Origin of the sequence: Streptococcus mitis, assembly GCF_022137125.1 — a bacterium.
Lineage (GTDB): Bacteria > Bacillota > Bacilli > Lactobacillales > Streptococcaceae > Streptococcus > Streptococcus mitis_CE.
The window spans coordinates 128,226-154,425 of sequence record NZ_JAKNEQ010000005.1; the positions used below are offsets into that span (position 1 = coordinate 128,226).

Here is a 26,200-nt window from a genome sequence, read left to right on the forward strand (position 1 = left end):
AAATCTATAGAAAACGCTTACAGAAATAGGAGGGTGTATGGATAAGAATAATGCTTTAAAAACCTTTATGACAGGTGAAAATTTTCACCTCCAGCACTATCTGGGAGCTCATAGGGAAGAAAAAAATGGAGAGTATGGCTATACTTTTCGTGTGTGGGCGCCTAATGCTCAGGCTGTTCACTTGGTAGGGGATTTCACCAATTGGGTTGAAAATCAAATTCTGATGGAACGAAATGAATTTGGTGTCTGGGAAGTCTTTACCAGCCTTGCTCAAGAAGGTCAAATTTATAAGTATCATATCACACGTGCAAATGGTCATCAGCTGATGAAGATTGACCCTTTTGCTGTACGGTATGAGGCACGACCTGGTACTGGGGCTATTTTAACAGATATTCCAGAAAAGAAATGGAAAGATGGCCTCTGGCTAGCCCGTAGAAAACGCTTGAGCTTTGAAGAGCGTCCTGTCAATATTTACGAGGCTCATGCTGGATCTTGGAAGAGAAATCCTGATGGCAGCCCCTATAGTTTTTCTCAATTGAAAGATGAACTTATTCCTTACTTGGTTGAGATGAACTATACTCACATTGAGTTTATGCCCCTGATGTCTCACCCACTAGGTTTGAGTTGGGGCTATCAGCTTATGGGTTACTTTGCTCTAGAGCATGCCTATGGTCGCCCTGAAGAGTTTCAAGATTTTGTTGAGGAATGTCACTTAAACAATATAGGCGTTATTGTAGACTGGGTACCTGGTCACTTTACTATCAATGATGATGCCTTGGCCTATTATGATGGAACACCGACTTTTGAATACCAAGACCATAATAAAGCTCATAACTACGGTTGGGGAGCACTCAATTTTGACCTTGGAAAGAATGAAGTCCAGTCATTCTTGATTTCTAGTATTAAGTTTTGGATTGATTTTTATCATTTAGATGGTATTCGCGTGGATGCGGTTAGCAACATGCTCTATCTTGACTACGATGATGCTCCATGGACACCTAATAAAGATGGTGGCAATCTCAACTATGAAGGCTATTATTTCCTTCAACGCTTAAATAATGTGATTAAACTAGCTCATCCAGATGTGATGATGATTGCAGAAGAAAGTTCATCAGCTACTCAGATTACTGACACTAAGGATTCAGATGGTCTAGGATTTGACTACAAGTGGAATATGGGCTGGATGAATGATATCCTCCGATTCTACGAAGAAGATCCGATTTACCGTAAATATGACTTTAATCTGGTGACTTTCAGCTTTATGTATGTTTTCAATGAAAACTATCTCCTACCATTCTCGCACGATGAAGTGGTTCATGGCAAGAAGAGTATGATGCACAAGATGTGGGGAGATCGCTACAATCAATTTGCAGGCTTACGTAATCTCTACACTTACCAAATTTGTCACCCTGGTAAGAAATTGCTCTTTATGGGTAGCGAATACGGCCAATTCCTAGAATGGAAATCTGAAGAGCAGTTGGAATGGTCTAATCTAGAAGACCCTATGAATGCTAAGATGAAGTATTTCACTTCTCAGCTAAACCAGTTTTACAAAGATCATCGCTGTCTGTGGGAAATCGATACCAGCTATGATGGTATTGAAATCATTGATGCAGATAATCGAGACCAGAGTGTTCTTTCCTTCATCCGTAAGGGTAAGAAGGATGATATGTTAGTCTGTATCTTTAATATGGCACCTGTTGAACGAAAAGATTTTACAATCGGACTTCCTGTTGCAGGGATTTACGAAGAAGTCTGGAATACTGAGTTAGAAGAGTGGGGAGGCGTTTGGAAAGAACATAATCAAACTGTTCAAACGCAAGAAGGACTATGGAAAGATTATGAGCAGACCTTGACCTTTACCCTACCGGCTATGGGAGCAAGTGTTTGGAAAATCAAACGTCGCTTGAAATCTGCAAAAACCGTCACAAGTAAAAACCAAAAAGGAGTAGAAAATGAAGAATGAAATGTTAGCTTTGATTCTTGCTGGTGGGCAAGGAACTCGTCTCGGTAAACTCACTCAAAGCATCGCAAAACCAGCTGTGCAATTTGGTGGGCGCTACCGTATCATTGACTTTGCTCTTTCAAACTGTGCCAACTCAGGCATCAACAATGTTGGAGTCATTACACAGTACCAACCACTTGCTCTCAACAACCATATTGGGAATGGTTCAAGCTGGGGACTAGATGGTATCAATTCTGGTGTCTCTATTCTTCAACCTTATTCTGCAAGTGAAGGAAATCGTTGGTTTGAGGGGACTAGCCACGCTATTTACCAAAACATTGATTATATCGACAGTGTAAACCCTGAGTATGTTTTGATTCTATCTGGGGACCATATCTACAAAATGGATTATGATGATATGCTCCAGTCTCACAAGGATAATAATGCTAGTTTGACAGTAGCAGTTCTTGATGTTCCTCTTAAGGAAGCTAGCCGTTTTGGTATCATGAATACCGATGCCAACAATCGTATTGTTGAATTTGAAGAAAAACCAGCTCAACCTAAATCTACCAAAGCTTCTATGGGAATCTATATCTTTGATTGGCAACGTCTCCGCAATATGCTTGTTGCTGCTGAAAAGAGCAATGTCGATATGTCAGACTTCGGTAAAAATGTTATTCCAAACTACCTTGAGTCAGGTGAAAGTGTCTATGCCTATGAATTTAATGGTTACTGGAAAGACGTTGGTACAATTGAGTCTCTTTGGGAAGCGAACATGGAGTATATTTCTCCAGAAAATGCCTTAGATAGCCGTAACCGTCAATGGAAGATTTACTCAAGAAACTTAATTTCACCACCAAACTTCCTTGGGGCAAATGCTCATGTGGAAGATTCCTTGGTTGTCGATGGCTGTTTCGTAGATGGAACTGTTAAACATTCTATCCTCTCAACAGGTGCGCAAGTTCGCGAAGGGGCAGAAGTAGTAGATTCAGTTATCATGAGTGGTGCAATTGTCGGTCAGGGAGCTAAAATCAAACGTGCCATTATTGGTGAAGGTGCAGTTATTTCTGATGGTGTCGAAATTGATGGGACAGAAGAAGTACAGGTTGTAGGATATGATGAAGTAGTGGGGGTAGCAACAGATGAAGATTGATAAATATTCTGCCATTTTAGGAAACACAGTTGGTTTTCATGATATGTCAACACTGACAGACCATCGTCCAGTGGCTAGTTTGCCTTTCGGTGGTAAATATCGCTTGATCGACTTCCCACTTTCAAGTCTTGCTAATGCTGGTGTGCGTAGTATTTTCGGTATTTTCCAACAAGACAATATCAGTTCAGTCTTTGACCATATCCGTTCAGGGCGTGAGTGGGGCTTGTCAACTCTTCTTAGCCACTACTATCTAGGTATTTACAATACCCGTGTGGAAAGTAGTACAGTTGGAAAAGAGTACTACCAACAGCTTCTTACTTATTTGAAACGTTCTGGTTCAAACCAAACAGTTTCACTCAACTGTGATGTTTTGATTAATATTGATTTGAACCAAGTTTTCCACCTTCATAACACAACGAAGGGGCCTATTACAGTTGTTTATAAGAAACTTCCTAAGAAAGATATTTCAGAAGTGAACGCAATCTTGGAAGTAGATGAAACAGACCATGTTCGTTCTCATAAACTCTTTGATAGCAAGTCAACAGATGAAGTTTACAATATGTCCACAGATATCTTTGTCGTTGATACACCTTGGTTGATTGAACGCTTAGAAGAAGAAGCTAAGAAAGAACATCCAGAGAAATTGCGCTATGTTTTACGGGATTTGGCGGCCAAAGAAGGGGCTTTTGCCTACGAGTACACAGGCTACCTTGCAAATATTCACTCTGTAGAGTCTTATTATCAAGCTAATAAAGATATGCTTGAATCTCAAAAATTCTACTCTCTCTTCTCACCAAATCAAAAGATTTATACAAAGGTCAAAAATGAAGAGCCAACTTACTATGCCAATACATCTAAGGTAAGCACTTCTCAGTTTGCCTCTGGTAGTATTATTGAAGGTCAAGTGGCTAATTCTGTTTTATCACGTAATATTCATGTCCATAAGGATAGCTTGGTTAAAGATAGCATCTTATTCCCTCGTGTTGTTATTGGAGAAGGTGCTCAGGTAGAATATGCTATCTTGGACAAGGGTGTTGAAGTTGCGGATGGAGTTGTGATCCGTGGAACTGCAGAACATCCAGTCGTCGTTAAGAAAGGTGCTAAAGTAACAGAGGATATTCATTCATGAAAATTTTATTTGTAGCAGCTGAGGGTGCACCCTTTTCAAAAACAGGTGGTTTGGGAGACGTCATTGGCGCTCTTCCTAAATCACTGGTAAAAGCGGGACATGAAGTTGCAGTAATTTTACCCTACTATGACATGGTAGAGGCTAAATTTGGAAATCAGATTGAAGATGTTCTTCATTTTGAGGTTAGTGTTGGTTGGCGCAGACAGTACTGTGGGATTAAGAAAACAGTCTTAAATGGTGTCACTTTCTACTTTATCGATAATCAATATTATTTCTTCCGTGGGCATGTTTACGGTGATTTTGATGACGGAGAACGCTTCGCCTTTTTCCAACTGGCTGCCATTGAGGCTATGGAAAGGATTGACTTTATTCCTGATCTTCTCCATGTTCATGACTACCATACAGCTATGATTCCTTTCTTGTTGAAAGAAAAATACCGTTGGATTCAAGCCTATCAAGGTATTAAAACTGTTTTAACCATTCACAATTTGGAATTCCAAGGACAATTTTCAGAAGGAATGTTATGGGATTTGTTTGGAGTGGGCTTTGAACGTTATGCGGATGGTACCCTTCGCTGGAACAACTGTCTGAACTGGATGAAGGCAGGTATTCTCTATGCGGATCGTGTTTCAACTGTTTCGCCTAGCTATGCTCATGAAATTATGACTAGTCAATTTGGATGTAACTTGGATCAGATTCTTCGAATGGAGTCTGGTAAGGTATCTGGTATCGTAAATGGGATTGATGCTGACCTGTATAATCCTCAGACGGATGCCCTTTTAGATTATCATTTTAATCAGGAAGATTTGTCCGGAAAAGCACAAAATAAGGCGAAATTACAAGAGAGAGTTGGCTTGCCAGTTAGATCTGACGTTCCTCTGGTGGGAATTGTTTCTCGTTTGACACGTCAAAAAGGTTTTGATGTGGTGGTCGAAAGTCTTCACCATATTTTGCAAAATGATGTTCAGATTGTTCTTTTGGGAACTGGAGATCCAGCCTTTGAAGGAGCTTTCTCATGGTTTGCTCAGATTTACCCAGACAAGCTATCAGCAAATATCACTTTTGATGTCAAACTAGCTCAAGAAATCTACGCTGCTTGTGACCTCTTCCTCATGCCGAGTCGTTTTGAACCGTGTGGATTGTCTCAGATGATGGCTATGCGTTACGGAACCTTGCCATTGGTCCATGAAGTTGGTGGCTTGCGAGATACCGTTAAATCCTTCAATCCAATCGAAGGAAGCGGTACCGGCTTTAGCTTTGACAATCTATCTCCTTACTGGTTGAATTGGACTTTCCAAACAGCATTGGACTTGTATAGAAACCATCCTGATGTTTGGAGAAATCTACAAAAACAAGCTATGGAGTGTGATTTCTCATGGGATACAGCCTGCAAGTCATACCTTGACTTGTACCATAGTTTAGTTAATTAATAGATAAAATCGTATGATGATTTCATACGATTTTTGGGCTATTTAGAGAGGAGGAGTGATGTCTCAAGTAAAAGGTTTGTGTGTTATGGATGTTGATGGAACCTTAATCCTAGAAGAAGTAATTGATCTTTTGGGAAGAGAGGCAGGTTGTGAGGAGGAAATTTCGCAGATTACAAGTCGGGCAATGCGAGGAGAGTTGAATTTTGAAAGCAGTTTAAGAAAAAGAGTTTCCTTGTTAGAAGGTCTTCCTGTTTCGGTTTTTGATAAAGTCTTCAAGTCTATTCAACTAACGTCAAATGCCCAGGAATTCATTTCTATTCTCCAAAAGAATGGAATCCTAGTTGGTCTGGTGTCCGGTGGATTTATACCAATAGTTGATAGATTAGCAAAATCACTTGGAATTGCCCATTTCTCTGCCAACCAACTTGAAGTCAAAGATGGTCTTTTAACTGGAAAATTGATTGGACAAATTATAAGTCCTGAGGTCAAAAAAGAGACTCTGGAAAAATGGAGAGAGGAACTAAAACTTCCTCAAGAAAGAACTGTTGCAATCGGAGATGGGGCAAATGACCTATTAATGTTGAAATCAGCAGGACTGGGAATCGCCTTTTGTGGCAAAGAAGTACTCAAAAAAGAAATACCACATCATGTTGACAAGAGGGATTTTTTAGAAGTTTTTCCTTTGATTGACTGTTTAGAATGAGGGAAAATATGAAGATTGTAATTGCACCAGATTCGTTTAAGGAAAGCTTGTCCGCTCAACAAGTAGCTGAAGCAATAAAAAGAGGCTTCCAACAATCGATAGCAGATGTAGAATGTCTCCTCTGCCCTGTTGGTGATGGTGGCGAAGGTACAGTAGATTCCATTCGACATTCTCTTGACCTTGAAGAAAAATGGATCAAAGTGACAGGACCTTTTGGACAAAAAGAAGCCATGCGCTATTTTCAAAAAAGTCAACTGGCACTATTTGAAGTTGCTGATTTAGTTGGCCTTGGAAAAATTCCGCTAGAGAAACGAAATCCACTTCAAATCCAAACTTGTGGTATTGGAGAGTTGATTCGTCATCTCATTGCTAAAGGGATTACAGAAATCTATATCGGCGTTGGTGGCACGGCCAGTAATGACGGAGGAATTGGGCTCGCCGCTGGTTTAGGTTATCGATTTTATGATAGGGATGGAAATGTCTTGCCGGCTTGCGGTCAATCCTTACTAAAATTAGCTTCTGTTTCAACAGAAAATCGCTATGAAATTCCTGAAGATGTTCAAATTCGTATTTTAGCAGATGTCGTAAGTCCCTTATGTGGTCATCAAGGTGCGACTTACACTTTTGGCAAGCAAAAAGGCCTACATCCTACTATGTTTGCAGTCGTAGATCAGGCAATACAAGATTTTTATGAAAAAATCTTACCTGCAACATTGGAAATTAAAGGAGCAGGGGCTGGTGGAGGCATTGCTGGCGGTTTGTGTGCCTTTGCTCAGGCAAATATCGTGTCTGGAATTGATACCTACTTGAACTTAATCAACTTTGATAAGAAAGTTTCACATGCTGATTTGGTTATTGTTGGAGAAGGGAGGCTAGATCGTCAAAGTTTAGCAGGTAAAGCACCTATAGGTGTTTCAAAAAGAACCCCTGTCGGAGTTCCTGTCATTGCTATTTGTGGTAGTCTTGCTGAAGATTTACCTTCCTTACCATTTGAGAATATCCAAGCGGCTTTTTCAATTTTGGAGAAAAGTGAACCTTTAGAAGATAGTTTGAAAAATGCCAGTCTCTATTTGGAGCACACGGCTGCCAATATAGGGCATTTATTAAATATGCGCAAGATCTAGCCAAACCATTTCTTCCAGATGGATGTTTTGGCTGGTTCTTCCTTTTTAACTTCCCAAAGTTTTGCAAAAGCAAGTCGAAGGTCCTTTTCTTCTACTTGTACTGGTGCATTGCTATGGATAATCAGGCCAAAAGGAGAAGAAGTATGCTCTTCAGATACAATAGTAGCTTGACTATCAGTTTCTTTAGCTTCTTTTAAGTAGAAAACTTGCTTGTCAAATTCGATATTTGGTGAAATCTTCACAAATAGTGGTTCTGCTTTTTCCTGAAGGTTTTCTAAAATAGATAAAAAGCCTTTTTCTAACTGAGGGCTATTTGCTGTGTCAATATCTGCATATCCAAGAACTCTTTCCTCAAAAGTGCCAAGATAGCGTCTTTGCTCATCCGGATTTAATTTTGAGCCACCATGAGCTTTTTCAAGTAATTGTTTTGATAAATCTGTCATGAAAACAGTATATCATAAAAGTTAGAATAAAACAGATAAAAGAAAGCGATTACTTTATAAAGTTAAGGAAAATTTGCACAAAGATAACGTTTTTTCTTGAAAAAGGAGGGGTTTTAAGGTATTATAGAGGTGTAAAAAATTTAACTCATAAGGAGAGTAAAAAATGTCAATTATTACTGATGTTTACGCTCGCGAAGTCCTAGACTCACGCGGTAACCCAACACTTGAAGTAGAAGTTTATACTGAATCAGGTGCTTTCGGACGTGGTATGGTTCCATCAGGAGCTTCTACTGGTGAACACGAAGCAGTTGAACTTCGCGACGGTGACAAATCTCGTTACGGTGGTCTTGGTACACAAAAAGCTGTTGACAACGTAAACAACATCATTGCTGAAGCTATCATCGGCTACGATGTACGTGACCAACAAGCTATCGACCGTGCTATGATCGCTCTTGACGGTACTCCTAACAAAGGTAAATTGGGTGCTAACGCAATCCTTGGTGTGTCTATCGCTGTAGCTCGTGCTGCTGCTGACTACCTTGAAATCCCACTTTACAGCTACCTTGGTGGATTCAACACTAAAGTTCTTCCAACTCCAATGATGAACATCATCAACGGTGGTTCTCACTCTGACGCTCCAATTGCTTTCCAAGAGTTCATGATCGTACCTGCTGGTGCGCCATCATTCAAAGAAGCTCTTCGTTGGGGTGCTGAAATCTTCCACGCTCTTAAGAAAATCCTTAAATCTCGTGGTCTTGAAACAGCCGTAGGTGACGAAGGTGGATTCGCTCCTCGTTTTGAAGGAACTGAAGATGGAGTTGAAACTATCCTTGCTGCTATCGAAGCTGCTGGATATGTTCCAGGTAAAGACGTATTTATCGGATTTGACTGTGCTTCATCAGAATTCTACGATAAAGAACGTAAAGTTTACGACTACACTAAATTTGAAGGTGAAGGAGCAGCTGTACGTACTGCTGCAGAACAAATCGACTACCTTGAAGAATTGGTAAACAAATACCCAATCATCACTATCGAAGATGGTATGGATGAAAACGACTGGGACGGTTGGAAAGCTCTTACTGAACGTCTTGGTGGCAAAGTTCAATTGGTTGGTGACGACTTCTTCGTAACAAATACTTCTTACCTTGAAAAAGGTATTGCAGAAGGTGCTGCTAACTCAATCCTTATCAAAGTTAACCAAATCGGTACTCTTACTGAAACATTCGACGCTATCGAAATGGCGAAAGAAGCTGGTTACACTGCCGTTGTATCACACCGTTCAGGTGAAACTGAAGATTCAACAATCGCTGACATCGCAGTTGCAACTAACGCAGGACAAATCAAGACTGGTTCACTTTCACGTACAGACCGTATCGCTAAATACAACCAATTGCTTCGCATCGAAGACCAACTTGGTGAAGTAGCAGAATACCGTGGATTGAAATCATTCTACAACCTTAAAAAATAAAATAGTTCAGTGAACTATTTTATCCCGAACCTTGAAATTCAAAAGTTCGACCGTTGATTTAACAACGTTTTTAGCCCCTCGGATTTTATCCGAAGGGCTATTTTTGTATTTAGGGGGCAAAACATTTCAAGACAGCTCATTTACTAATAAATCCGATTCAGCTAATATAATTGAAAATGATGGAAAAAAGGGTGAATTTATGATATACTTTAATGCAGGACCTTTTTAGAAATTTTGAAAGAGTATTAAAAATTTAAAATGAGAAAAATTGTTATCAATGGTGGCTTGCCTCTGCAAGGTGAGATTACCATTAGTGGCGCAAAAAATAGTGTAGTAGCTTTGATTCCAGCTATTATTTTGGCAGATGATGTGGTGACTTTGGATTGTGTTCCAGATATTTCCGATGTTGCTAGTCTTGTCGAAATTATGGAGTTAATGGGGGCTACTGTTAAGCGTTATGACGATGTGTTAGAGATTGATCCAAGAGGTGTTCAAAATATTCCAATGCCTTATGGGAAAATCAATAGTCTTCGTGCATCTTATTATTTTTATGGAAGTCTTTTAGGTCGCTTTGGTGAAGCTACTGTTGGTTTACCTGGTGGATGTGATTTGGGACCTCGCCCTATTGATCTACATCTTAAGGCTTTTGAAGCTATGGGAGCTACTGTTAGCTACGAGGGTGATAACATGAAGTTATCTGCTAAAGATACAGGACTTCACGGCGCAAGTATTTACATGGATACGGTTAGTGTCGGTGCGACGATTAATACGATGATTGCTGCGGTTAAAGCAAATGGTCGTACTATTATTGAAAATGCAGCCCGAGAACCTGAGATTATTGATGTTGCCACTCTCTTAAATAATATGGGTGCTCATATCCGTGGTGCTGGAACCAATATTATCATTATTGATGGTGTTGACAGATTACACGGAACCCGTCATCAGGTGATTCCAGACCGTATTGAAGCAGGAACATATATTTCTTTAGCTGCTGCAGTCGGTAAGGGAATTCGTATTAATAATGTTCTTTATGAACACTTAGAAGGATTCATCGCTAAGTTGGAAGAAATGGGAGTGAGAATGACTGTATCGGAGGACAGTATTTTTGTCGAAGAACAGTCTAATTTGAAAGCAATCAATATTAAGACAGCTCCTTATCCTGGTTTTGCTACTGACTTGCAACAACCAATTACTCCTCTTCTATTAACAGCAGAGGGGAGTGGTACCATTATTGATACCATTTATGAAAAACGAGTAAACCATGTTTTTGAACTAGCAAAGATGGACGCAGATATTACGACTACAAACGACCATATTTTATATACTGGTGGACGTGTTTTGCGTGGTGCAAATGTAAAAGCTACTGACCTTAGAGCTGGGGCCGCACTTGTCATTGCTGGTTTAATGGCTGAAGGCAAAACTGAAATTACAAATATTGAGTTCATCTTACGTGGTTATTCAGATATTATTGAAAAATTACGTAATCTAGGAGCGGATATTACACTTGTTGAAGAATAAACCGTAGAGGTGTTTATGAATATTTGGACCAAATTAGCAATGTTTTCTTTTTTTGAAACGGATCGCTTGTATTTGCGTCCTTTCTTTTTTAGTGATAGTCAGGACTTCCATGAGATAGCTTCAAATCCAGAAAATTTACAATTCATTTTTCCAAGTCAAGCTAGTTTGGAAGAGAGTCAATATGCACTGGCCAATTATTTTATGAAGGTTCCTTTAGGTGTATGGGCTATTTGTGACAAGAAAACTGAAAAAATGATTGGTTCAATTAAGTTTGAAAAGCTAGATGAAATTAAAAAAGAAGCAGAACTTGGTTATTTTTTAAGAAGAGATTCATGGTCTCAAGGTTTTATGACAGAAGTTGTTAAAAAACTTTGTCAGCTTTCTTTTGAGGAATTTGGTTTAAAACAATTATCTATTATAACCCATCTCGAAAATGAAGCCAGTCAACGAGTTGCTCTTAAGGCTGGATTTCGCTTGATTCGTCAGTTTAAAGGAAGTGATCGCTATACGAGGAAAATGCGTGATTATCTTGAGTTTCGCTTTGTAAAGGGAGAAATTAATGAGTAAACACCAAGAAATTCTAAGTTATTTGGAAGAATTACCGGTTGGTAAAAGGGTCAGTGTTCGAAGCATTTCCAACCATCTAGGAGTAAGTGATGGAACGGCCTATCGCGCTATCAAGGAAGCGGAAAATCGTGGAATAGTAGAGACTCGACCAAGAAGTGGTACTATTCGTGTTAAATCTCAGAAAGTTGCTATCGAAAGATTAACATTTGCTGAAATTGCAGAAGTGACTTCTTCTGAGGTTTTGGCTGGGCAAGAAGGTTTAGAGAGAGAATTTAGTAAATTTTCAATCGGTGCCATGACTGAACAAAATATCTTGTCCTACCTTCACGATGGTGGGCTCCTGATTGTCGGAGATCGTACGCGTATCCAATTACTAGCGCTGGAAAATGAAAATGCAGTTCTGGTTACAGGTGGATTTCAGGTTCATGATGATGTGCTTAAACTGGCCAATCAAAAAGGAATTCCAGTTCTGAGAAGTAAGAATGACACTTTTACCATTGCGACCATGATAAATAAAGCCCTGTCAAATGTACAAATCAAGACTGATATTCTGACAGTTGAGAAACTTTATCGCCCAAGTCATGAGTATGGTTTTTTGAGAGAGACTGACACTGTTAAAGATTATTTGGACTTGGTACGTAAGAATCGTAGCAGTCGTTTCCCTGTTATTAATCAACATCAGGTCGTTGTTGGGGTTGTTACTATGAGAGATGCGGGTGATAAGTCACCAAGTACCACAATTGATAAGGTCATGTCTCGTAGTCTATTTTTGGTTGGATTATCGACAAATATTGCCAATGTGAGTCAACGGATGATTGCAGAAGACTTTGAAATGGTACCGGTTGTTCGGAATAATCAAACCTTGCTTGGAGTTGTGACACGACGAGATGTCATGGAGAAGATGAGTCGTTCCCAAGTTTCGGCTCTACCAACTTTTTCTGAGCAGATTGGTCAAAAACTTTCTTACCACCATGATGAAGTAGTCATTACAGTGGAACCCTTTATGCTTGAGAAAAACGGAGTTTTGGCTAATGGTGTATTGGCAGAAATTCTGACCCACATGACCCAAGATTTAGTTGTTAATAGTGGTCGTAATCTTATTATTGAGCAGATGCTAATCTACTTTTTGCAGGCTGTTCAGATTGATGATATACTGCGCATTCAAGCACGCATTATCCATCATACTAGACGATCAGCTATTATTGACTACGATATTTATCATGGTCATCAGATTGTTTCAAAAGCTAATATAACCGTTAAAATTAATTAGAAACTAGGAGAAAAAATGATAACATTAAAATCAGCTCGTGAAATCGAAGCTATGGATAAGGCCGGTGATTTTTTAGCAAGTATCCATATTGGCTTGCGTGATTTGATTAAGCCTGGCGTAGATATGTGGGAAGTTGAAGAATACGTTCGCCGTCGTTGTAAGGAAGAAAATTTCCTTCCGCTTCAGATTGGAGTTGACGGTGCCATGATGGACTATCCTTATGCTACCTGTTGCTCTCTTAATGATGAAGTGGCTCATGCTTTCCCTCGTCACTATATCTTGAAAGATGGTGATTTGCTCAAAGTTGATATGGTTTTGGGAGGTCCAATTGCTAAATCTGACCTGAATGTCTCAAAATTAAACTTCAACAATGTTGAGCAAATGAAAAAATACACTCAGAGCTATTCTGGTGGCCTAGCAGACTCTTGTTGGGCTTATGCTGTTGGTACACCGTCCGAAGAAGTGAAAAACTTGATGGATGTAACCAAAGAAGCTATGTACAAGGGTATTGAGCAAGCCGTCATTGGGAATCGTATCGGTGATATTGGTGCAGCCATTCAAGAATACGCTGAAAGTCGTGGTTACGGTGTAGTGCGTGATTTGGTTGGTCATGGTGTTGGCCCAACTATGCATGAAGAACCAATGGTTCCTAACTATGGTGTTGCTGGTCGTGGACTCCGTCTTCGTGAAGGAATGGTCTTGACTATTGAACCAATGATCAATACAGGTGACTGGGAAATTGATACAGATATGAAGACCGGTTGGGCGCATAAGACCATTGACGGTGGCCTATCTTGTCAATATGAACACCAATTCGTGATTACAAAAGATGGTCCTGTTATCTTGACTAGCCAAGGTGAAGAAGGAACTTATTAATAAAAAGTGAAAAGGCTGCTGGAAGTTGATTTTATAAAGAATTTACTAGAACTTTTCATAATAAAGCGCATTGTATCAAGTTTTAAGGGCTGATGTGATGCGTTTTTCTGATTTCAAGATCCTTACGTCAATCTCTTGTACGTTATGTTGATTTTAAAAACAAAATTCTTCTAAAATGCTACACTTCAGCTTAAAAAAACGACATTTCAGATTTTCTGGTTTAGAAATAGCTATCACTATGATATAATTATTTTATGATTATTACTATTCCTATAAAAAATCAAAAAGATATTGGCACACCATCCGATTCGGTCGTTGTTCTCGGCTATTTTGATGGTATACATAAGGGACATCAAGAACTATTTCGTGTTGCCAATAAGGCTGCGAGAAAGGATTTATTGCCTATCGTAGTTATGACCTTTAATGAATCTCCAAAGATTGCTTTAGAGCCTTATCATCCGGATTTGTTTTTGCATATTTTGAACCCTGCTGAACGTGAGAGAAAATTAAAGCGTGAAGGTGTAGAAGAATTGTATCTCCTTGATTTTAGTAGCAAATTTGCTAGTCTCACAGCAGAAGAATTTTTTGCGACTTATATCAAGGCTATGAATGCCAAAATTATTGTTGCAGGTTTTGATTATACATTTGGTTCTGACAAAAAAACGGCAGAAGATTTAAAGAATTACTTTGATGGAGAGGTTATCATTGTCCCACCTGTAGAAGATGAGAAAGGAAAGATTAGTTCAACTCGTATCCGTCAAGCTATTTTAGATGGCAATGTGAAAGAAGCAGGAGAACTTTTGGGGGCACCGCTTCCATCCAGAGGTATGGTGGTTCATGGTAACGCTCGTGGTCGTACGATTGGTTATCCAACAGCTAATTTGGTACTTTTAGACCGTACTTATATGCCAGCAGATGGTGTTTATGTTGTTGATGTTGAAATTCAAAGACAGAAGTATCGCGCTATGGCTAGTGTTGGAAAAAATGTGACCTTTGATGGAGAAGAAGCACGTTTTGAAGTCAATATTTTTGATTTTAATCAAGATATTTATGGGGAAACCGTCATGGTTTATTGGCTTGATCGTATTCGAGATATGACCAAATTTGACTCAGTTGACCAATTAGTGGATCAGTTAAAGGCTGATGAAGAAGTAGCTCGAAATTGGTCTTAAGAGTTTGGGTAATTAAAAAAGAGGTTGTCTGTAACCCAAAAGATAGATGATGTAGTCTAACTTTTGAGGTCACTACAAGACCTCTTTTTATTCTTTTTCAAAGGTAAATCCTTCTCCAAGGATTTCGTGAGCTTCTGTAATAGTTATAAAGGCTTGAGGATCAATTCGATGAATCATTTCCTTCATTTTCACAATTTCATTTCTTCCGACAATACAGTAAATGATTTTTAAATCTTCTTGACTATAATAACCTTGACCTGAGATGAAAGTAACGCCTCTACCTAGGTCATCATTAATCGCCTTAGCAAGTTGGTCAGGACGTTTGGTAATAATCATAAATCCTTTACCTGCGTAGCCACCTTCGCCAATCAAATCAATGACACGCGAAACGATAAAATCAAATAAGAGCGTGTAGGAAACCAATCTCAAGTCCTTGAAGATTAGGAGAATGAGCATGAGAATACAAAAATCTAAGATAAAGAGCAGTTTTCCCATTGATATATGAGTGTACTTGTTGAGAATACGAGCTAGAATATCAGTACCACCAGTTGTACCTCCAGCATTAAAGATAATTCCAAGACCAATTCCCAATAGAATCCCAGCTATAAGGGCAGTGATTAGTAAATCACCTTGAAGATCAATATGAAGGGGAATACGTTCAAAAAAGGCCAACCAGGCGGACAAGGCTAAGGTTCCTAGTAAACTAGAATAGAGGGACTTTGCTCCAAAAATCTTCCAAGCTAGGATGAAAAGGGGAATATTAATCAGCAGGTTCATGAGAGAAACAGGGATTTTAAAAAGATAAAAGGTGATAAGGGTAATACCTGTCGCCCCTCCTTCAAAGAGATGATGGGGAACTACAAAATAAGTCAGCCCAAAAGCATAAATAGCAGCACCTAGCAAAATGGTTAAAATGGGATAAATTTTTTTAATCATAGGGACCTCTTTTCTTATAAGTAGATTATATCAAATTTTTAAGGAAAATTTGATTGACTCCATTAGGATTTTTAATCTTTTTTTGATATAATTAAAAGTGAAAAACCAATCTGAATCCTAAAATAGAAAGATTGATACTATGACTAAAATTAAGATTGTAACCGATTCATCTGTTACTATTGAACCAGAACTAGTAAAACAATTAGATATCACTGTTGTTCCGTTATCTGTAATGATTGATAATGTTGTTTATTCTGATGCGGATTTGAAAGAAGAAGGTAAATTTCTTCAGTTGATGCAAGAAAGTAAAAATCTTCCGAAAACAAGTCAGCCACCTGTAGGTGTCTTTGCTGAAGTTTTTGAAGACCTATGCAAAGATGGTAGCCAGATTCTTGCTATTCATATGTCTCACGCCCTTTCTGGCACTGTAGAAGCGGCACGTCAAGGTGCTAGCTTATCTACTGCCGATGTAACAGTTATTGATAGTTCCTTCACTGACCAAGCCTTGAAATTCCAAGTTGTTGAGGCTGCAAAATTAGCGCAAGAAGGCAAAGAGTTGGAGGAAATCTTATCTCATGTAGAAGAGGTTAAAAACCACACAGAACTCTATATTGGCGTTTCGACTTTGGAAAACCTTGTTAAAGGTGGACGAATTGGGCGTGTAACTGGATTGTTGAGCTCACTTCTCAATATACGTGTTGTCATGCAGATGAAGGACCATGAATTGCAGCCAATAGTTAAAGGTCGTGGAGCTAAAACTTTTAAAAAATGGTTGGATGAACTGATAACATCGCTCTCTGAACGTTCTGTAGCAGAGATTGGAATTTCATATTCTGGTAGTGCTGATTGGGCAAAAGAGATGAAAGAAAGCTTACAAGCTTATGTTGAAAAGCCTATTTCAGTTTTGGAAACGGGCTCTATTATTCAAACTCACACGGGTGAGAATGCTTGGGCTGTTTTAGTACGTTACAACTCCTAAAAAAATAAATAAAATGGGAAGAAATAGCGTTTTTAACTTGACCTAAAAGGGATTTTAGGATATGATTATATTTGTTAATTAGAAATAAAATTGGAGGAATCATTAACATGGCAAACAAACAAGATTTGATCGCTAAAGTAGCAGAAGCTACAGAATTGACTAAGAAAGACTCAGCAGCAGCAGTTGAAGCTGTATTCGCAGCAGTAACTGAGTACCTTGCAGCTGGTGAAAAAGTTCAATTGATTGGTTTTGGTAACTTTGAAGTTCGTGAGCGTGCTGCACGTAAAGGTCGCAACCCACAAACTGGTAAAGAAATCAAAATTGCAGCTTCTAAAGTTCCAGCATTCAAAGCTGGTAAAGCTCTTAAAGACGCTGTTAAATAATCAACCTTCCAAAAGCCTATTGTATCAAGCTTTCTAGCTTGGGCAGTAGGCTTTTTTTGTGTATAGGAGGCAAAAAAGGGCCAGAATCTGAATGAACTAGTACCGGAAAATATTTCAAGTACAGACTAATTCAAATTGCGTAGCAGAAATCATACAAATGAAATTGATTATAGTAAAATAGAATTAGAATTATTAAGAAAGTTGGTTTTTTATTGGAAACGATAGTATTTTCAATCTCCGTTTTTTTAGCAGGGATCTTGTCCTTCTTTTCCCCTTGCATTTTTCCTCTGTTACCTGTTTATACTGGAATTTTGCTGGATGATCAGGAAAGTGCAAAAAGTTTTTCTTTGTTTGGTAGAAAAGTTGCGTGGTCCGGCTTGATTCGAACGCTTTGCTTTATCGTAGGCATTTCACTCATTTTCTTTATTCTAGGATTTGGTGCTGGTTACTTTGGGAATATTCTCTATGCCAATTGGTTTCGCTATACCATGGGAACAATTATTATCATTTTAGGTCTTCATCAGATGGAAATTTTTCATTTTAAGAAATTAGAGGTTCAAAAAAGCTTTACTTTTAAGAAATCAGAAGCCAATCGTTATTGGTCGGCCTTTTTACTCGGTATTACCTTTAGCTTTGGTTGGACGCCTTGTATTGGTCCTGTTTTGAGTTCTGTTTTAGCGCTTGCGGCTTCTGGAGGAAATGGCGCTTGGCAAGGTGCAATCTATACCTTGATTTACACTCTGGGGATGGCAATTCCTTTCTTGCTTTTGGCTCTAGCTTCAGGTGTAGTAATGCCTTATTTTAGTAAAATTAAACGTCATATGATGCTACTGAAGAAAATTGGTGGTTTCCTCATTATTTTAATGGGAATTTTGTTACTATTAGGACAAGTAAATGTTCTAGCTGGAATTTTTGAATAAAGGAGAAAAAGATGAAAAAAGTAATGTTTGCTGCCTTAAGCCTCTTGTCATTAGTCGTATTGATAGCCTGTGGTGAGGAAGAGACTAAAAAGACTCAAGCTCCACAACAATCCCCAAAACAACAGCAACAAACGACTGTACAACAAATTGCTGTTGGAAAAGATGCGCCAGACTTCACCTTACAATCTATGGATGGTAAAGAAGTTAAGTTATCTGATTATAAGGGGAAAAAAGTCTACTTGAAGTTTTGGGCTTCATGGTGTGGTCCATGTAAGAAAAGTATGCCTGAGTTGATGGAATTAGCGGCGAAACCAGATCGTGATTTTGAAATTCTTAGTGTCATTGCACCAGGAATTCAAGGTGAAAAAACTGTCGAGCAATTCCCACAATGGTTCCAAGATCAAGGTTATAAGGATATCCCAGTTCTTTATGACACAAAAGCAACCACATTCCAAGCTTATCAAATTCGAAGCATTCCTACAGAATACCTGATTGACAGTCAAGGAAAGATTGGGAAGATTCAATTTGGTGTTATCAGCAATGCGGATGCAGAAGCAGCCTTTAAAGAAATGAACTAGAATAGATAAAAATCTGATTACAAGAGAGTAGTCAGATTTTTTTAGGAAAACATTTTATAAATATTCACAAATATCCTATATTTATGGTAAAATAGAATCATCATTTTATTTTGGAGTCAAAGATGAATATATTTAGAACAAAGAATGTTAGTTTGGATAAAACAGAGATGCACAGGCATTTGAAGTTATGGGATTTGATTTTGCTGGGTATCGGAGCCATGGTAGGGACAGGCGTCTTTACAATTACTGGTACTGCAGCTGCAACACTTGCTGGTCCAGCCCTAGTGATTTCAATTGTCATTTCTGCCTTATGTGTGGGATTATCAGCTCTCTTTTTTGCAGAATTTGCTTCACGAGTACCTGCTACAGGTGGTGCCTACAGTTATCTCTATGCTATTTTAGGAGAATTCCCAGCCTGGTTGGCAGGTTGGTTAACCATGATGGAGTTCATGACAGCCATATCGGGTGTGGCTTCTGGTTGGGCAGCGTATTTTAAAGGGCTTCTCTCTCAATACGGGATAGCCCTTCCTCAGGCTTTAAATGGTACCTTTAATCCTCAAGCAGGGACGTTTGTTGATTTATTACCTATTCTTGTCTTGGTCTTGGTGACCTCGCTTGTTCTACTTAATGCGAAAGCCGCCTTACGCTTTAATTCAATTCTAGTTATTTTGAAATTTTCTGCTTTAGCTCTCTTTGTTTTAGTAGGAATCTGGCATATCAAGCTTGATAACTGGAGTAATTTTGCTCCCTATGGTTTTGGACAAATCTATGGTGCCAGTACTGGTATTATGGCTGGTGCGTCCTTGATGTTCTTTGGTTTTTTGGGGTTTGAATCCATCTCTATGGCTGTAGATGAGGTCAAGACTCCTCAAAAAAATATTCCTAGAGGGATTGTCTTATCGCTTTCTATCGTAACCATTCTTTATGCCTTGGTGACGCTTGTTTTGACTGGTGTGGTTCACTATAGTCATCTAAATGTCGACGATGCCGTTGCCTTTGCCCTTCGTAGCGTTGGGATTAGTTGGGCAGCTAGTTATGTGTCATTAGTGGCTATCTTAACCTTGATTACGGTTTGTATCTCAATGACTTATGCCCTATCTCGTATGATTTACAGTTTAGCGCGTGACGGATTGATGCCTGCTGCCTTTAAAGAACTGACCAAAACAAGCAAGGTACCAAAAAATGCTACTATCTTGACAGGTCTAGCTTCAGCAGTAGCAGCAGGAATGTTCCCTCTTGCTAGTATCGCAGCCTTCTTAAATATTTGTACCTTGGCCTACTTGATCATGCTGGCTTATGGTCTGATTCGATTACGGAAAGAAAAAGGAATGCCCAAAGCAGGAGAATTTAAAACACCACTGGTACCCTTATTACCGATTTTATCAATCATCATTTGTTTATCATTTATGTTGCAGTATAATATGGAAACCTGGATTGCTTTCCTAGTTGCATTGTTAGTAGGAAGTATTATTTACTTTACTTATGGTTATAAGCATTCTACCATAGAAGAATAATACTCTTCGAAAATCTCTTCAAACCACGTCAGCTTCGCCTTGCCGTATGCATGGTTACTGACTTCGTCAGTTTCATCTACAACCTCAAAACAGTGTTTTGAGCAGCCTGCGGCTAGCTTCCTAATTTGCTCTTTGATTTTCATTGAGTATATAAAGTGAGAATCTGTTGAGTTATTGAAACTCAGCAGATTTTTATATGTGAAAGAAATTTCAAATTTTTTCTAAAAATAGCTTGACAGATTAAATTTTTAGGAGTAAACTGTTTACCAGTTAATTAAATAGTTAAGGGGTTATCTATGAAGAAAAAAAGTTTATTTTTAGTATTGTTAAGTATCTTTCTTTTGTGTTTAGGTGCTTGTGGTCAAAAGGAAAGCCAGTCAGGTAAAGGGATGAAAATTGTAACTAGTTTTTATCCTATCTATGCTATGGTCAAGGAAGTATCTGGTGATTTGAATGATGTTCGAATGATTCAGTCAAGTAGTGGAATTCACTCCTTTGAACCTTCGGCAAATGACATCGCGGCCATCTATGATGCAGATGTCTTTGTTTACCATTCGCATACGCTTGAATCTTGGGCAGGAAGTCTGGATCCCAATCTAAAAAAATCTAAAGTGAAGGTTTTAGAGGCTTCAGAGGGAATGACTTTAGACCGCGTCCCAGGGCTAGAAGATGTGGAAGCAGGGGATGGAGTTGATGAAAAAACGCTCTATGATCCTCATACTTGGCTAGATCCTGAAAAAGCTGGAGAAGAAGCCCAAATTATTGCTGATAAACTTTCAGAGGTTGATAGTGAGCATAAAGAGACTTATCAGAAAAATGCGCAAGCCTTTATCAAAAAAGCTCAAGAATTGACTAAGAAATTCCAGCCTAGATTTGAAAAAGCGAGTCAGAAAACCTTTGTAACACAACATACAGCCTTTTCTTATCTAGCGAAGCGATTTGGACTCAATCAACTTGGAATCGCTGGTATCTCTCCTGAACAGGAACCAAGTCCAAGACAACTAACAGAAATTCAGGAATTTGTTAAGACCTATAAGGTTAAGACGATTTTTACAGAAAGTAATGCTTCTTCAAAAGTAGCTGAAACTCTTGTCAAATCAACAGGTGTGGGGCTTAAAACTCTGAATCCTTTAGAGGCAGACCCACAAAATGACAAGACTTATCTCGAAAATCTTGAAGAAAATATGAGTGTTTTAGCAGAAGAATTGAAATGAGGAAAGAATGAAAATCAATAAAAAATATGTAGCGGGTTCAGTGGCAGTTCTTGCCCTAAGTGTTTGTTCCTATGAACTTGGTCGTTACCAAGCTGGTCAAGTTAAGAAAGATTCTAATCGAGTAGCTTATATAGATGGTGATCAGGCTGGTCAAAAAGCAGAGAACTTGACACCAGATGAAGTCAGTAAGAGAGAGGGAATCAACGCCGAACAAATTGTTATCAAGATTACGGATCAAGGTTATGTGACCTCTCATGGAGATCATTATCATTACTATAATGGCAAGGTTCCTTTTGACGCTATCATCAGTGAAGAACTGCTGATGAAAGATCCGAATTATCAGTTGAAGGATTCAGACATTGTCAATGAAATCAAGGGTGGTTATGTGATTAAGGTAGACGGGAAATACTATGTTTACCTCAAGGATGCCGCCCATGCGGACAATATTCGTACAAAAGAAGAGATTAAACGTCAGAAGCAGGAACATAGTAGTAATCACGGGGGTGCTTCTAATGATCAGGCAGTAGTTGCAGCCAGAGCTCAAGGACGCTATACAACGGATGATGGTTATATCTTTAATGCCTCTGATATCATTGAGGATACGGGTGATGCCTATATCGTTCCTCATGGCAATCACTTCCACTATATTCCGAAGAGTGATTTGTCTGCCAGCGAATTAGCTGCTGCCCAAGCCTTCTTATCTGGAAAAGGTGATCAATTAAGTACAGTTGAATATCGTTCAAGCAGAGCTGAAACAAGATCTAGTGTGAGAACAAGTCAATATGAGTCTCCTCAAAATCCTGCAGCAGCTCCTGAGAGTCAAAATGAGGATTTGGATAGTCTCCTCCAAGAATTGTACGCTTTGCCACTTAGCCAACGTCATGTGGAGTCTGATGGATTAGTATTTGACCCAGCACAGATTACAAAACGTACTGCCAATGGTGTGGCAGTTCCTCACGGAGATCATTTCCATTTCATTCCTTATTCGCAAATGTCTGCTTTGGAAGAAAAATTGGCTCGAAATCTACCAATTGGAGGTCAGCCAGTTCAAAGTCATTCTAATAATACGAAACCAAGCAGTCCTGAGAGAACAAGTTCAACACCAAGTTCAACCATTAAACCAAACTTTAATCTCAATACGCCGGCACCGAATCGAGGAACTGGAGGAGCTTATACAACGGATGATGGGTATGTCTTTAGTCCGACAGATGTGATTGAAGATACAGGTGACGCTTTTGTTGTACCGCATGGAAATCATTTCCACTATATTCCTAAGAGTGATTTGTCAGCAGGAGAATTGGCTGCTGCTCAAGCCTATTGGAATGGGAAGCAGGGCTCACATTCTGCCACAAGCTCAAGTAAACCAAGTAGTGATAATGCTAAACCAGCCCAACCAAGTTTGACAGAGACTCCAAACCTGACTGTCACACCAACATATCATCAAAATCATGGGGAAGACATTTCAACACTTTTAAGTGAATTGTATGCCAAACCTTTGTCAGAACGCCATGTGGAATCGGATGGACTAGTCTTTGATCCGGCACAAATCATCAAACGTACAGCTAACGGTGTAGCAGTGCCTCACGGAGACCATTATCACTTTATTCCTTATTCACAAATGTCACCGCTGGAAGAAAAATTGGCTCGTATGATAGCTGTTAAGGGACAAAATGGCAGTGTCTTGCCAAGTGTTACTCCTCTGAAGCCGGCTCCTACTACCAAACCTCAAGCACCAGTGGAAAATAAACCGACTGAACTTGATGTCAACCAGGTTGTTAGAAAAGTTGGTGATGGTTATATTTTCGAGGATAAGGGCGCTAGTCGTTATGTTCTAGCTAAAGACTTAGCCAAGGATAAGATTGACGCTATTGAAAATCTCTTGTCAAAGAAAACTCAAGAGACGCATGCCCTAGTTGCGAAGAAAGAAAATGTCGCTCCTCGTGACCAAGAATTTTATGATAAAGCATATAATTTATTGACCGAAGCTCATAAAGCCTTGTCTGAAAATAAGGGGCGTACTTCTGATTTCCAAGCCTTAAACAAATTAGCAGAACGCTTGAATGATGAATCTTCTAATAAAGGAAAATTGGTAGATGATTTATTGTCATTCTTAGCACCAATTACCCATCCAGAACGTCTCGGAAAACCAAATGCTCAAATTGCTTATACAGATGTTGAAATTAAATTAGCGAAATTAGCAGGTAAGTATACAACAGAAGATGGGTATATCTTTGACATTCGTGATATTACCAGTGATGAGGGAGATGCTTATGTAACTCCGCATATGACCCATAGTCATTGGATTAAGAAAGAGAGCTTGTCTGAAGCTGAAAGAGTAGCAGCCCAGGCTTATGCTAAAGAGAAAGGTTTGACACCTCCTTCAACAGAGAATCAGGGTTCAGGAGATACTGAGGTTAAAGGAGTAGAAGCAATCTATAATAAAGTGAAAGCAGCTAAGAAGGTCCCACTTGATCATATTCCTTACAATCTACAACATACTGTTGAAGTAAAAAATGGTAGCTTAATTATACCTCATTACGACCATTACCATAACATTAAATTTGGTTGGTTTGATGAAGGACTCTATGAAGCACCTAAGGGTTATAGCCTGGAGGATCTCTTTGCGACTGTAAAATATTACGTTGAACATCCTGAAGAACGTCCTCACTCAGATAATGGTTGGGGAAATGCCAGCGACCATGTTCGTAAAAATAAGGCAGACCAAGACAGTAAATCTGATGAAGATAAGGAAGATCGTCATGAATCAGACGAGTCAACTCGTCCTGAATCCAATGAAAAAGAAAATCATACAGGTTCAACCCCTTCAGTAGATAATCTTTATAAACCGAGCACTGATGAAGACGAGACAGAAGAAGTATCTAAAGATACAACAGACGAAGCTGAAGTACCTCAAGTAGAAACCGAAAAAGTAGAAGCCAAACTCAAAGAAGTAGAAGCTCTACTTGCTAAAGTAACGGATGCTAGTTTGAAAGACAATGTGACAGAGAGCCTATCTGGTTTACGAAATAATCTGAGTCTTCAAACCATGGATAATAATGGCATCATGGCAGAAGCAGAGAAACTACTTGCTTTGTTAAAAGGTAGTGAGTCAGTTACGACGAAACCAGAAGCATAAGTTTATCCTATTAAATCAATATGATGTAAGAGTCAGTAGCAATACTGGCTTTTATTTTTTTAAAATGACATAAAAATCTTGACAGATAAACTTAAAAAAGGTAAACTATTTACTGGTTAATTAATTGGTTAAATAACCAGTTTAGAAAAACTGTTTAACCGAGAAAAAGAAGTTAAGAAAAGCTTCATCATTTATTGAAATGAGGGATTTATGAAATTCAGTAAAAAGTATATTGCAGCCGGATCAGCTGTTATCGTATCCTTGAGTCTTTGCGCCTATGCACTGAACCAGCATCGCTCGCAGGAAAATAAGGACAATAATCGTGTCTCTTATGTGGATGGCAGTCAGTCAAGTCAGAAAACTGAAAACCTTACACCAGATCAGGTCAGTCAAAAAGAAGGAATTCAGGCTGAGCAAATTGTCATCAAAATTACAGATCAGGGCTATGTGACTTCACATGGTGACCACTATCATTACTATAATGGGAAAGTTCCTTATGATGCGATTTTCAGTGAAGAACTTCTGATGAAGGATGCTAATTATCAACTTAAAGACGCTGATATTGTCAATGAGGTTAAGGGTGGTTATATCATCAAGGTTGATGGAAAATATTATGTCTATCTGAAAGATGTAGCTCATGCTGATAATGTTCGAACTAAGGATGAAATCAATCGTCAAAAACAAGAACACGTCAAAGATAATGAGAAGGTCAGCTCTGATGTTGCTGTAGCAAGATCTCAGGGACGCTATACGACAGATGATGGTTATGTCTTTAATCCAGCTGATATTATCGAAGATACGGGTGATGCTTATATAGTTCCTCACGGTGGTCACTACCACTATATTCCAAAAAGTGATTTGTCTGCTAGTGAATTAGCAGCAGCAAAAGCTCATTTAGCTGGCAAAAATACGCAACCAAGTCAGCTAAGCTATTCTTCAGCAGTTAGTGACAATAACACGCAATCTGTGGCACAAGGCTCAACTAGCAAGCCAGAAAGCAAAGTTGAAAATCTCCAAAGTTTATTGAAAGAACTCTACGATTCACCTAGCGACAAACGTTACAGTGAATCAGATGGTCTGGTCTTTGACCCTGCTAAGATTATCAGTCGGACACCAAATGGAGTTGCGATTCCGCATGGTGACCATTATCACTTTATTCCTTACAGCAAGCTATCTCCTTTAGAAGAAAAGATTGCTAGAATGGTGCCTATCGGTGGAACTGGTTCGACAGTTTCTACAAATGAAAAACCTCATGAAGTAGCGTCTAGTCTAGGAAATATTCCAAGTAATCCATCTATATTGAATAATGCTTCTTCAACGTTAAATAAGGAAATTTCTTCAACATCTGATGGTTATATCTTTAATCCTAAAGATATTGTCGAAGAAACTGCTACAGCTTATATTGTAAGACATGGTGATCATTTCCATTACATTCCTAAGTCGAATCAAATTGGTCAACCGACTCTTCCAAACAATGGTCTAACAACACCTTCGCCATCTCTTCCAGTCAATCCTGGTGTTTCACATGAGGAACATGAAGAAGATGGGCACGGCTTTGATGCCAATCGTATTATTGCTGAAGATGAAGCGGGATTTATCATGAGTCACGGCGACCATAATCATTACTTCTTCAAGAAGGATTTGACTGCTGATCAAATCAAGGCAGCGCAAGACCACTTGAAAGGGACAAATACAGCAACACCAAATCCAGCTCATGATGACGATCACGATGAAGATCATCA

Annotated in this window: 22 protein-coding genes; 20 read left to right on the forward strand and 2 right to left on the reverse strand. The window is 39.0% G+C overall.

The features are described from left to right. Positions 1 to 37 precede the first annotated feature (37 nt). Genes glgB through L0P31_RS06085 form a run of 6 tightly spaced genes read left to right on the forward strand, consistent with a single transcriptional unit; the run spans position 38 to position 7,484 of the window. Positions 38 to 1,966 (forward strand): 1,4-alpha-glucan branching protein GlgB, encoded by a 1,929-nt coding sequence (gene glgB, locus L0P31_RS06060; RefSeq protein ID WP_238096177.1) that lies wholly within the window; start codon positions 38 to 40, stop codon positions 1,964 to 1,966. Next, positions 1,956 to 3,098, forward strand: coding sequence for a glucose-1-phosphate adenylyltransferase (locus tag L0P31_RS06065; RefSeq protein ID WP_020902830.1), 1,143 nt, complete (start codon positions 1,956 to 1,958; stop codon positions 3,096 to 3,098). Before glgB ends, L0P31_RS06065 begins: the two co-directional genes overlap by 11 nt. Next, positions 3,088 to 4,227 carry a glucose-1-phosphate adenylyltransferase subunit GlgD gene (gene glgD / locus L0P31_RS06070; protein WP_049501774.1) on the forward strand — a complete coding sequence of 380 codons (1,140 nt, stop codon included), beginning with the start codon at positions 3,088 to 3,090 and terminating at the stop codon, positions 4,225 to 4,227. The genes L0P31_RS06065 and glgD overlap by 11 nt, the downstream gene beginning before the upstream one ends. Beyond that, positions 4,224 to 5,657, forward strand: a complete 1,434-nt coding sequence (glgA, locus tag L0P31_RS06075; protein WP_049547211.1) for a glycogen synthase GlgA — start codon at positions 4,224 to 4,226, stop codon at positions 5,655 to 5,657. Before glgD ends, glgA begins: the two co-directional genes overlap by 4 nt. A 58-nt stretch (positions 5,658 to 5,715) precedes the next feature. Then, entirely contained in the window at positions 5,716 to 6,360 is a 645-nt protein-coding gene (gene serB / locus L0P31_RS06080; protein ID WP_238096179.1) for a phosphoserine phosphatase SerB, read from the forward strand. 8 nt (positions 6,361 to 6,368) lie between these two features. Continuing rightward, positions 6,369 to 7,484: a glycerate kinase gene (locus L0P31_RS06085; protein WP_049547210.1), complete on the forward strand. Its 1,116-nt coding sequence runs from the start codon at positions 6,369 to 6,371 to the stop codon at positions 7,482 to 7,484. Here L0P31_RS06085 and L0P31_RS06090 read toward each other — a convergent pair. Then, positions 7,481 to 7,927, reverse strand: coding sequence for a DUF1694 domain-containing protein (locus tag L0P31_RS06090; protein ID WP_033685137.1), 447 nt, complete (start codon positions 7,925 to 7,927; stop codon positions 7,481 to 7,483). The genes L0P31_RS06085 and L0P31_RS06090 overlap by 4 nt on opposite strands. Before the next feature lie 163 nt (positions 7,928 to 8,090). Between L0P31_RS06090 and eno the strand changes: the two genes are divergently transcribed. The 6 genes from eno (at position 8,091) to L0P31_RS06120 (ending at position 14,798) form a co-directional block, all read left to right on the forward strand. Next, positions 8,091 to 9,395, forward strand: coding sequence for a surface-displayed alpha-enolase (gene eno / locus L0P31_RS06095; protein ID WP_000022821.1), 1,305 nt, complete (start codon positions 8,091 to 8,093; stop codon positions 9,393 to 9,395). 258 nt (positions 9,396 to 9,653) lie between these two features. Beyond that, positions 9,654 to 10,913 carry a UDP-N-acetylglucosamine 1-carboxyvinyltransferase gene (locus tag L0P31_RS06100; RefSeq protein WP_238096181.1) on the forward strand — a complete coding sequence of 420 codons (1,260 nt, stop codon included), beginning with the start codon at positions 9,654 to 9,656 and terminating at the stop codon, positions 10,911 to 10,913. Between the two features lie 15 nt (positions 10,914 to 10,928). After that, positions 10,929 to 11,480: a GNAT family N-acetyltransferase gene (locus L0P31_RS06105; protein WP_020902836.1), complete on the forward strand. Its 552-nt coding sequence runs from the start codon at positions 10,929 to 10,931 to the stop codon at positions 11,478 to 11,480. Next, on the forward strand, positions 11,473 to 12,750 hold the full coding sequence (spxR, locus tag L0P31_RS06110) for a CBS-HotDog domain-containing transcription factor SpxR (protein ID WP_000033834.1): 1,278 nt from the start codon (positions 11,473 to 11,475) through the stop codon (positions 12,748 to 12,750). The genes L0P31_RS06105 and spxR overlap by 8 nt, the downstream gene beginning before the upstream one ends. A 15-nt stretch (positions 12,751 to 12,765) precedes the next feature. After that, a complete protein-coding gene (locus tag L0P31_RS06115) occupies positions 12,766 to 13,626 on the forward strand; it encodes a methionyl aminopeptidase (RefSeq protein ID WP_000631541.1) in 861 nt (286 codons plus the stop codon). A 254-nt stretch (positions 13,627 to 13,880) separates the two neighbouring features. Then, positions 13,881 to 14,798 (forward strand): bifunctional riboflavin kinase/FAD synthetase, encoded by a 918-nt coding sequence (locus L0P31_RS06120; RefSeq protein WP_000587433.1) that lies wholly within the window; start codon positions 13,881 to 13,883, stop codon positions 14,796 to 14,798. A gap of 87 nt (positions 14,799 to 14,885) precedes the next feature. Here the strand turns inward: L0P31_RS06120 and L0P31_RS06125 are convergent, their stop codons facing one another. Then, entirely contained in the window at positions 14,886 to 15,734 is an 849-nt protein-coding gene (locus L0P31_RS06125) for a YitT family protein (protein WP_024056825.1), read from the reverse strand. 139 nt (positions 15,735 to 15,873) lie between these two features. Between L0P31_RS06125 and L0P31_RS06130 the strand changes: the two genes are divergently transcribed. The 8 genes from L0P31_RS06130 to L0P31_RS06165 all read left to right on the forward strand — a co-directional run. Next, positions 15,874 to 16,713 (forward strand): DegV family protein, encoded by an 840-nt coding sequence (locus L0P31_RS06130; RefSeq protein ID WP_000161409.1) that lies wholly within the window; start codon positions 15,874 to 15,876, stop codon positions 16,711 to 16,713. A gap of 107 nt (positions 16,714 to 16,820) precedes the next feature. Continuing rightward, a complete protein-coding gene (locus L0P31_RS06135) occupies positions 16,821 to 17,096 on the forward strand; it encodes an HU family DNA-binding protein (protein ID WP_001284640.1) in 276 nt (91 codons plus the stop codon). A 212-nt stretch (positions 17,097 to 17,308) separates the two neighbouring features. Further along, entirely contained in the window at positions 17,309 to 18,016 is a 708-nt protein-coding gene (gene ccdA2 / locus L0P31_RS06140; protein ID WP_004241755.1) for a thiol-disulfide oxidoreductase-associated membrane protein CcdA2, read from the forward strand. An 11-nt stretch (positions 18,017 to 18,027) separates the two neighbouring features. Beyond that, a complete protein-coding gene (sdbB, locus tag L0P31_RS06145) occupies positions 18,028 to 18,594 on the forward strand; it encodes a thiol-disulfide oxidoreductase-associated lipoprotein SdbB (protein WP_000757363.1) in 567 nt (188 codons plus the stop codon). Positions 18,595 to 18,716: 122 nt separating this feature from the next. After that, positions 18,717 to 20,108 carry an APC family permease gene (locus tag L0P31_RS06150; protein WP_001020317.1) on the forward strand — a complete coding sequence of 464 codons (1,392 nt, stop codon included), beginning with the start codon at positions 18,717 to 18,719 and terminating at the stop codon, positions 20,106 to 20,108. A gap of 296 nt (positions 20,109 to 20,404) precedes the next feature. Then, positions 20,405 to 21,322 (forward strand): zinc-binding lipoprotein AdcAII, encoded by a 918-nt coding sequence (gene adcAII / locus L0P31_RS06155; protein WP_000730403.1) that lies wholly within the window; start codon positions 20,405 to 20,407, stop codon positions 21,320 to 21,322. A 7-nt stretch (positions 21,323 to 21,329) separates the two neighbouring features. Continuing rightward, positions 21,330 to 24,458: a pneumococcal-type histidine triad protein gene (locus tag L0P31_RS06160; RefSeq protein WP_238096184.1), complete on the forward strand. Its 3,129-nt coding sequence runs from the start codon at positions 21,330 to 21,332 to the stop codon at positions 24,456 to 24,458. Positions 24,459 to 24,668: 210 nt separating this feature from the next. Then, the coding region (locus L0P31_RS06165) for a pneumococcal-type histidine triad protein (protein ID WP_238096186.1) at positions 24,669 to 26,200 on the forward strand (1,532 nt) is incomplete at its 3' end.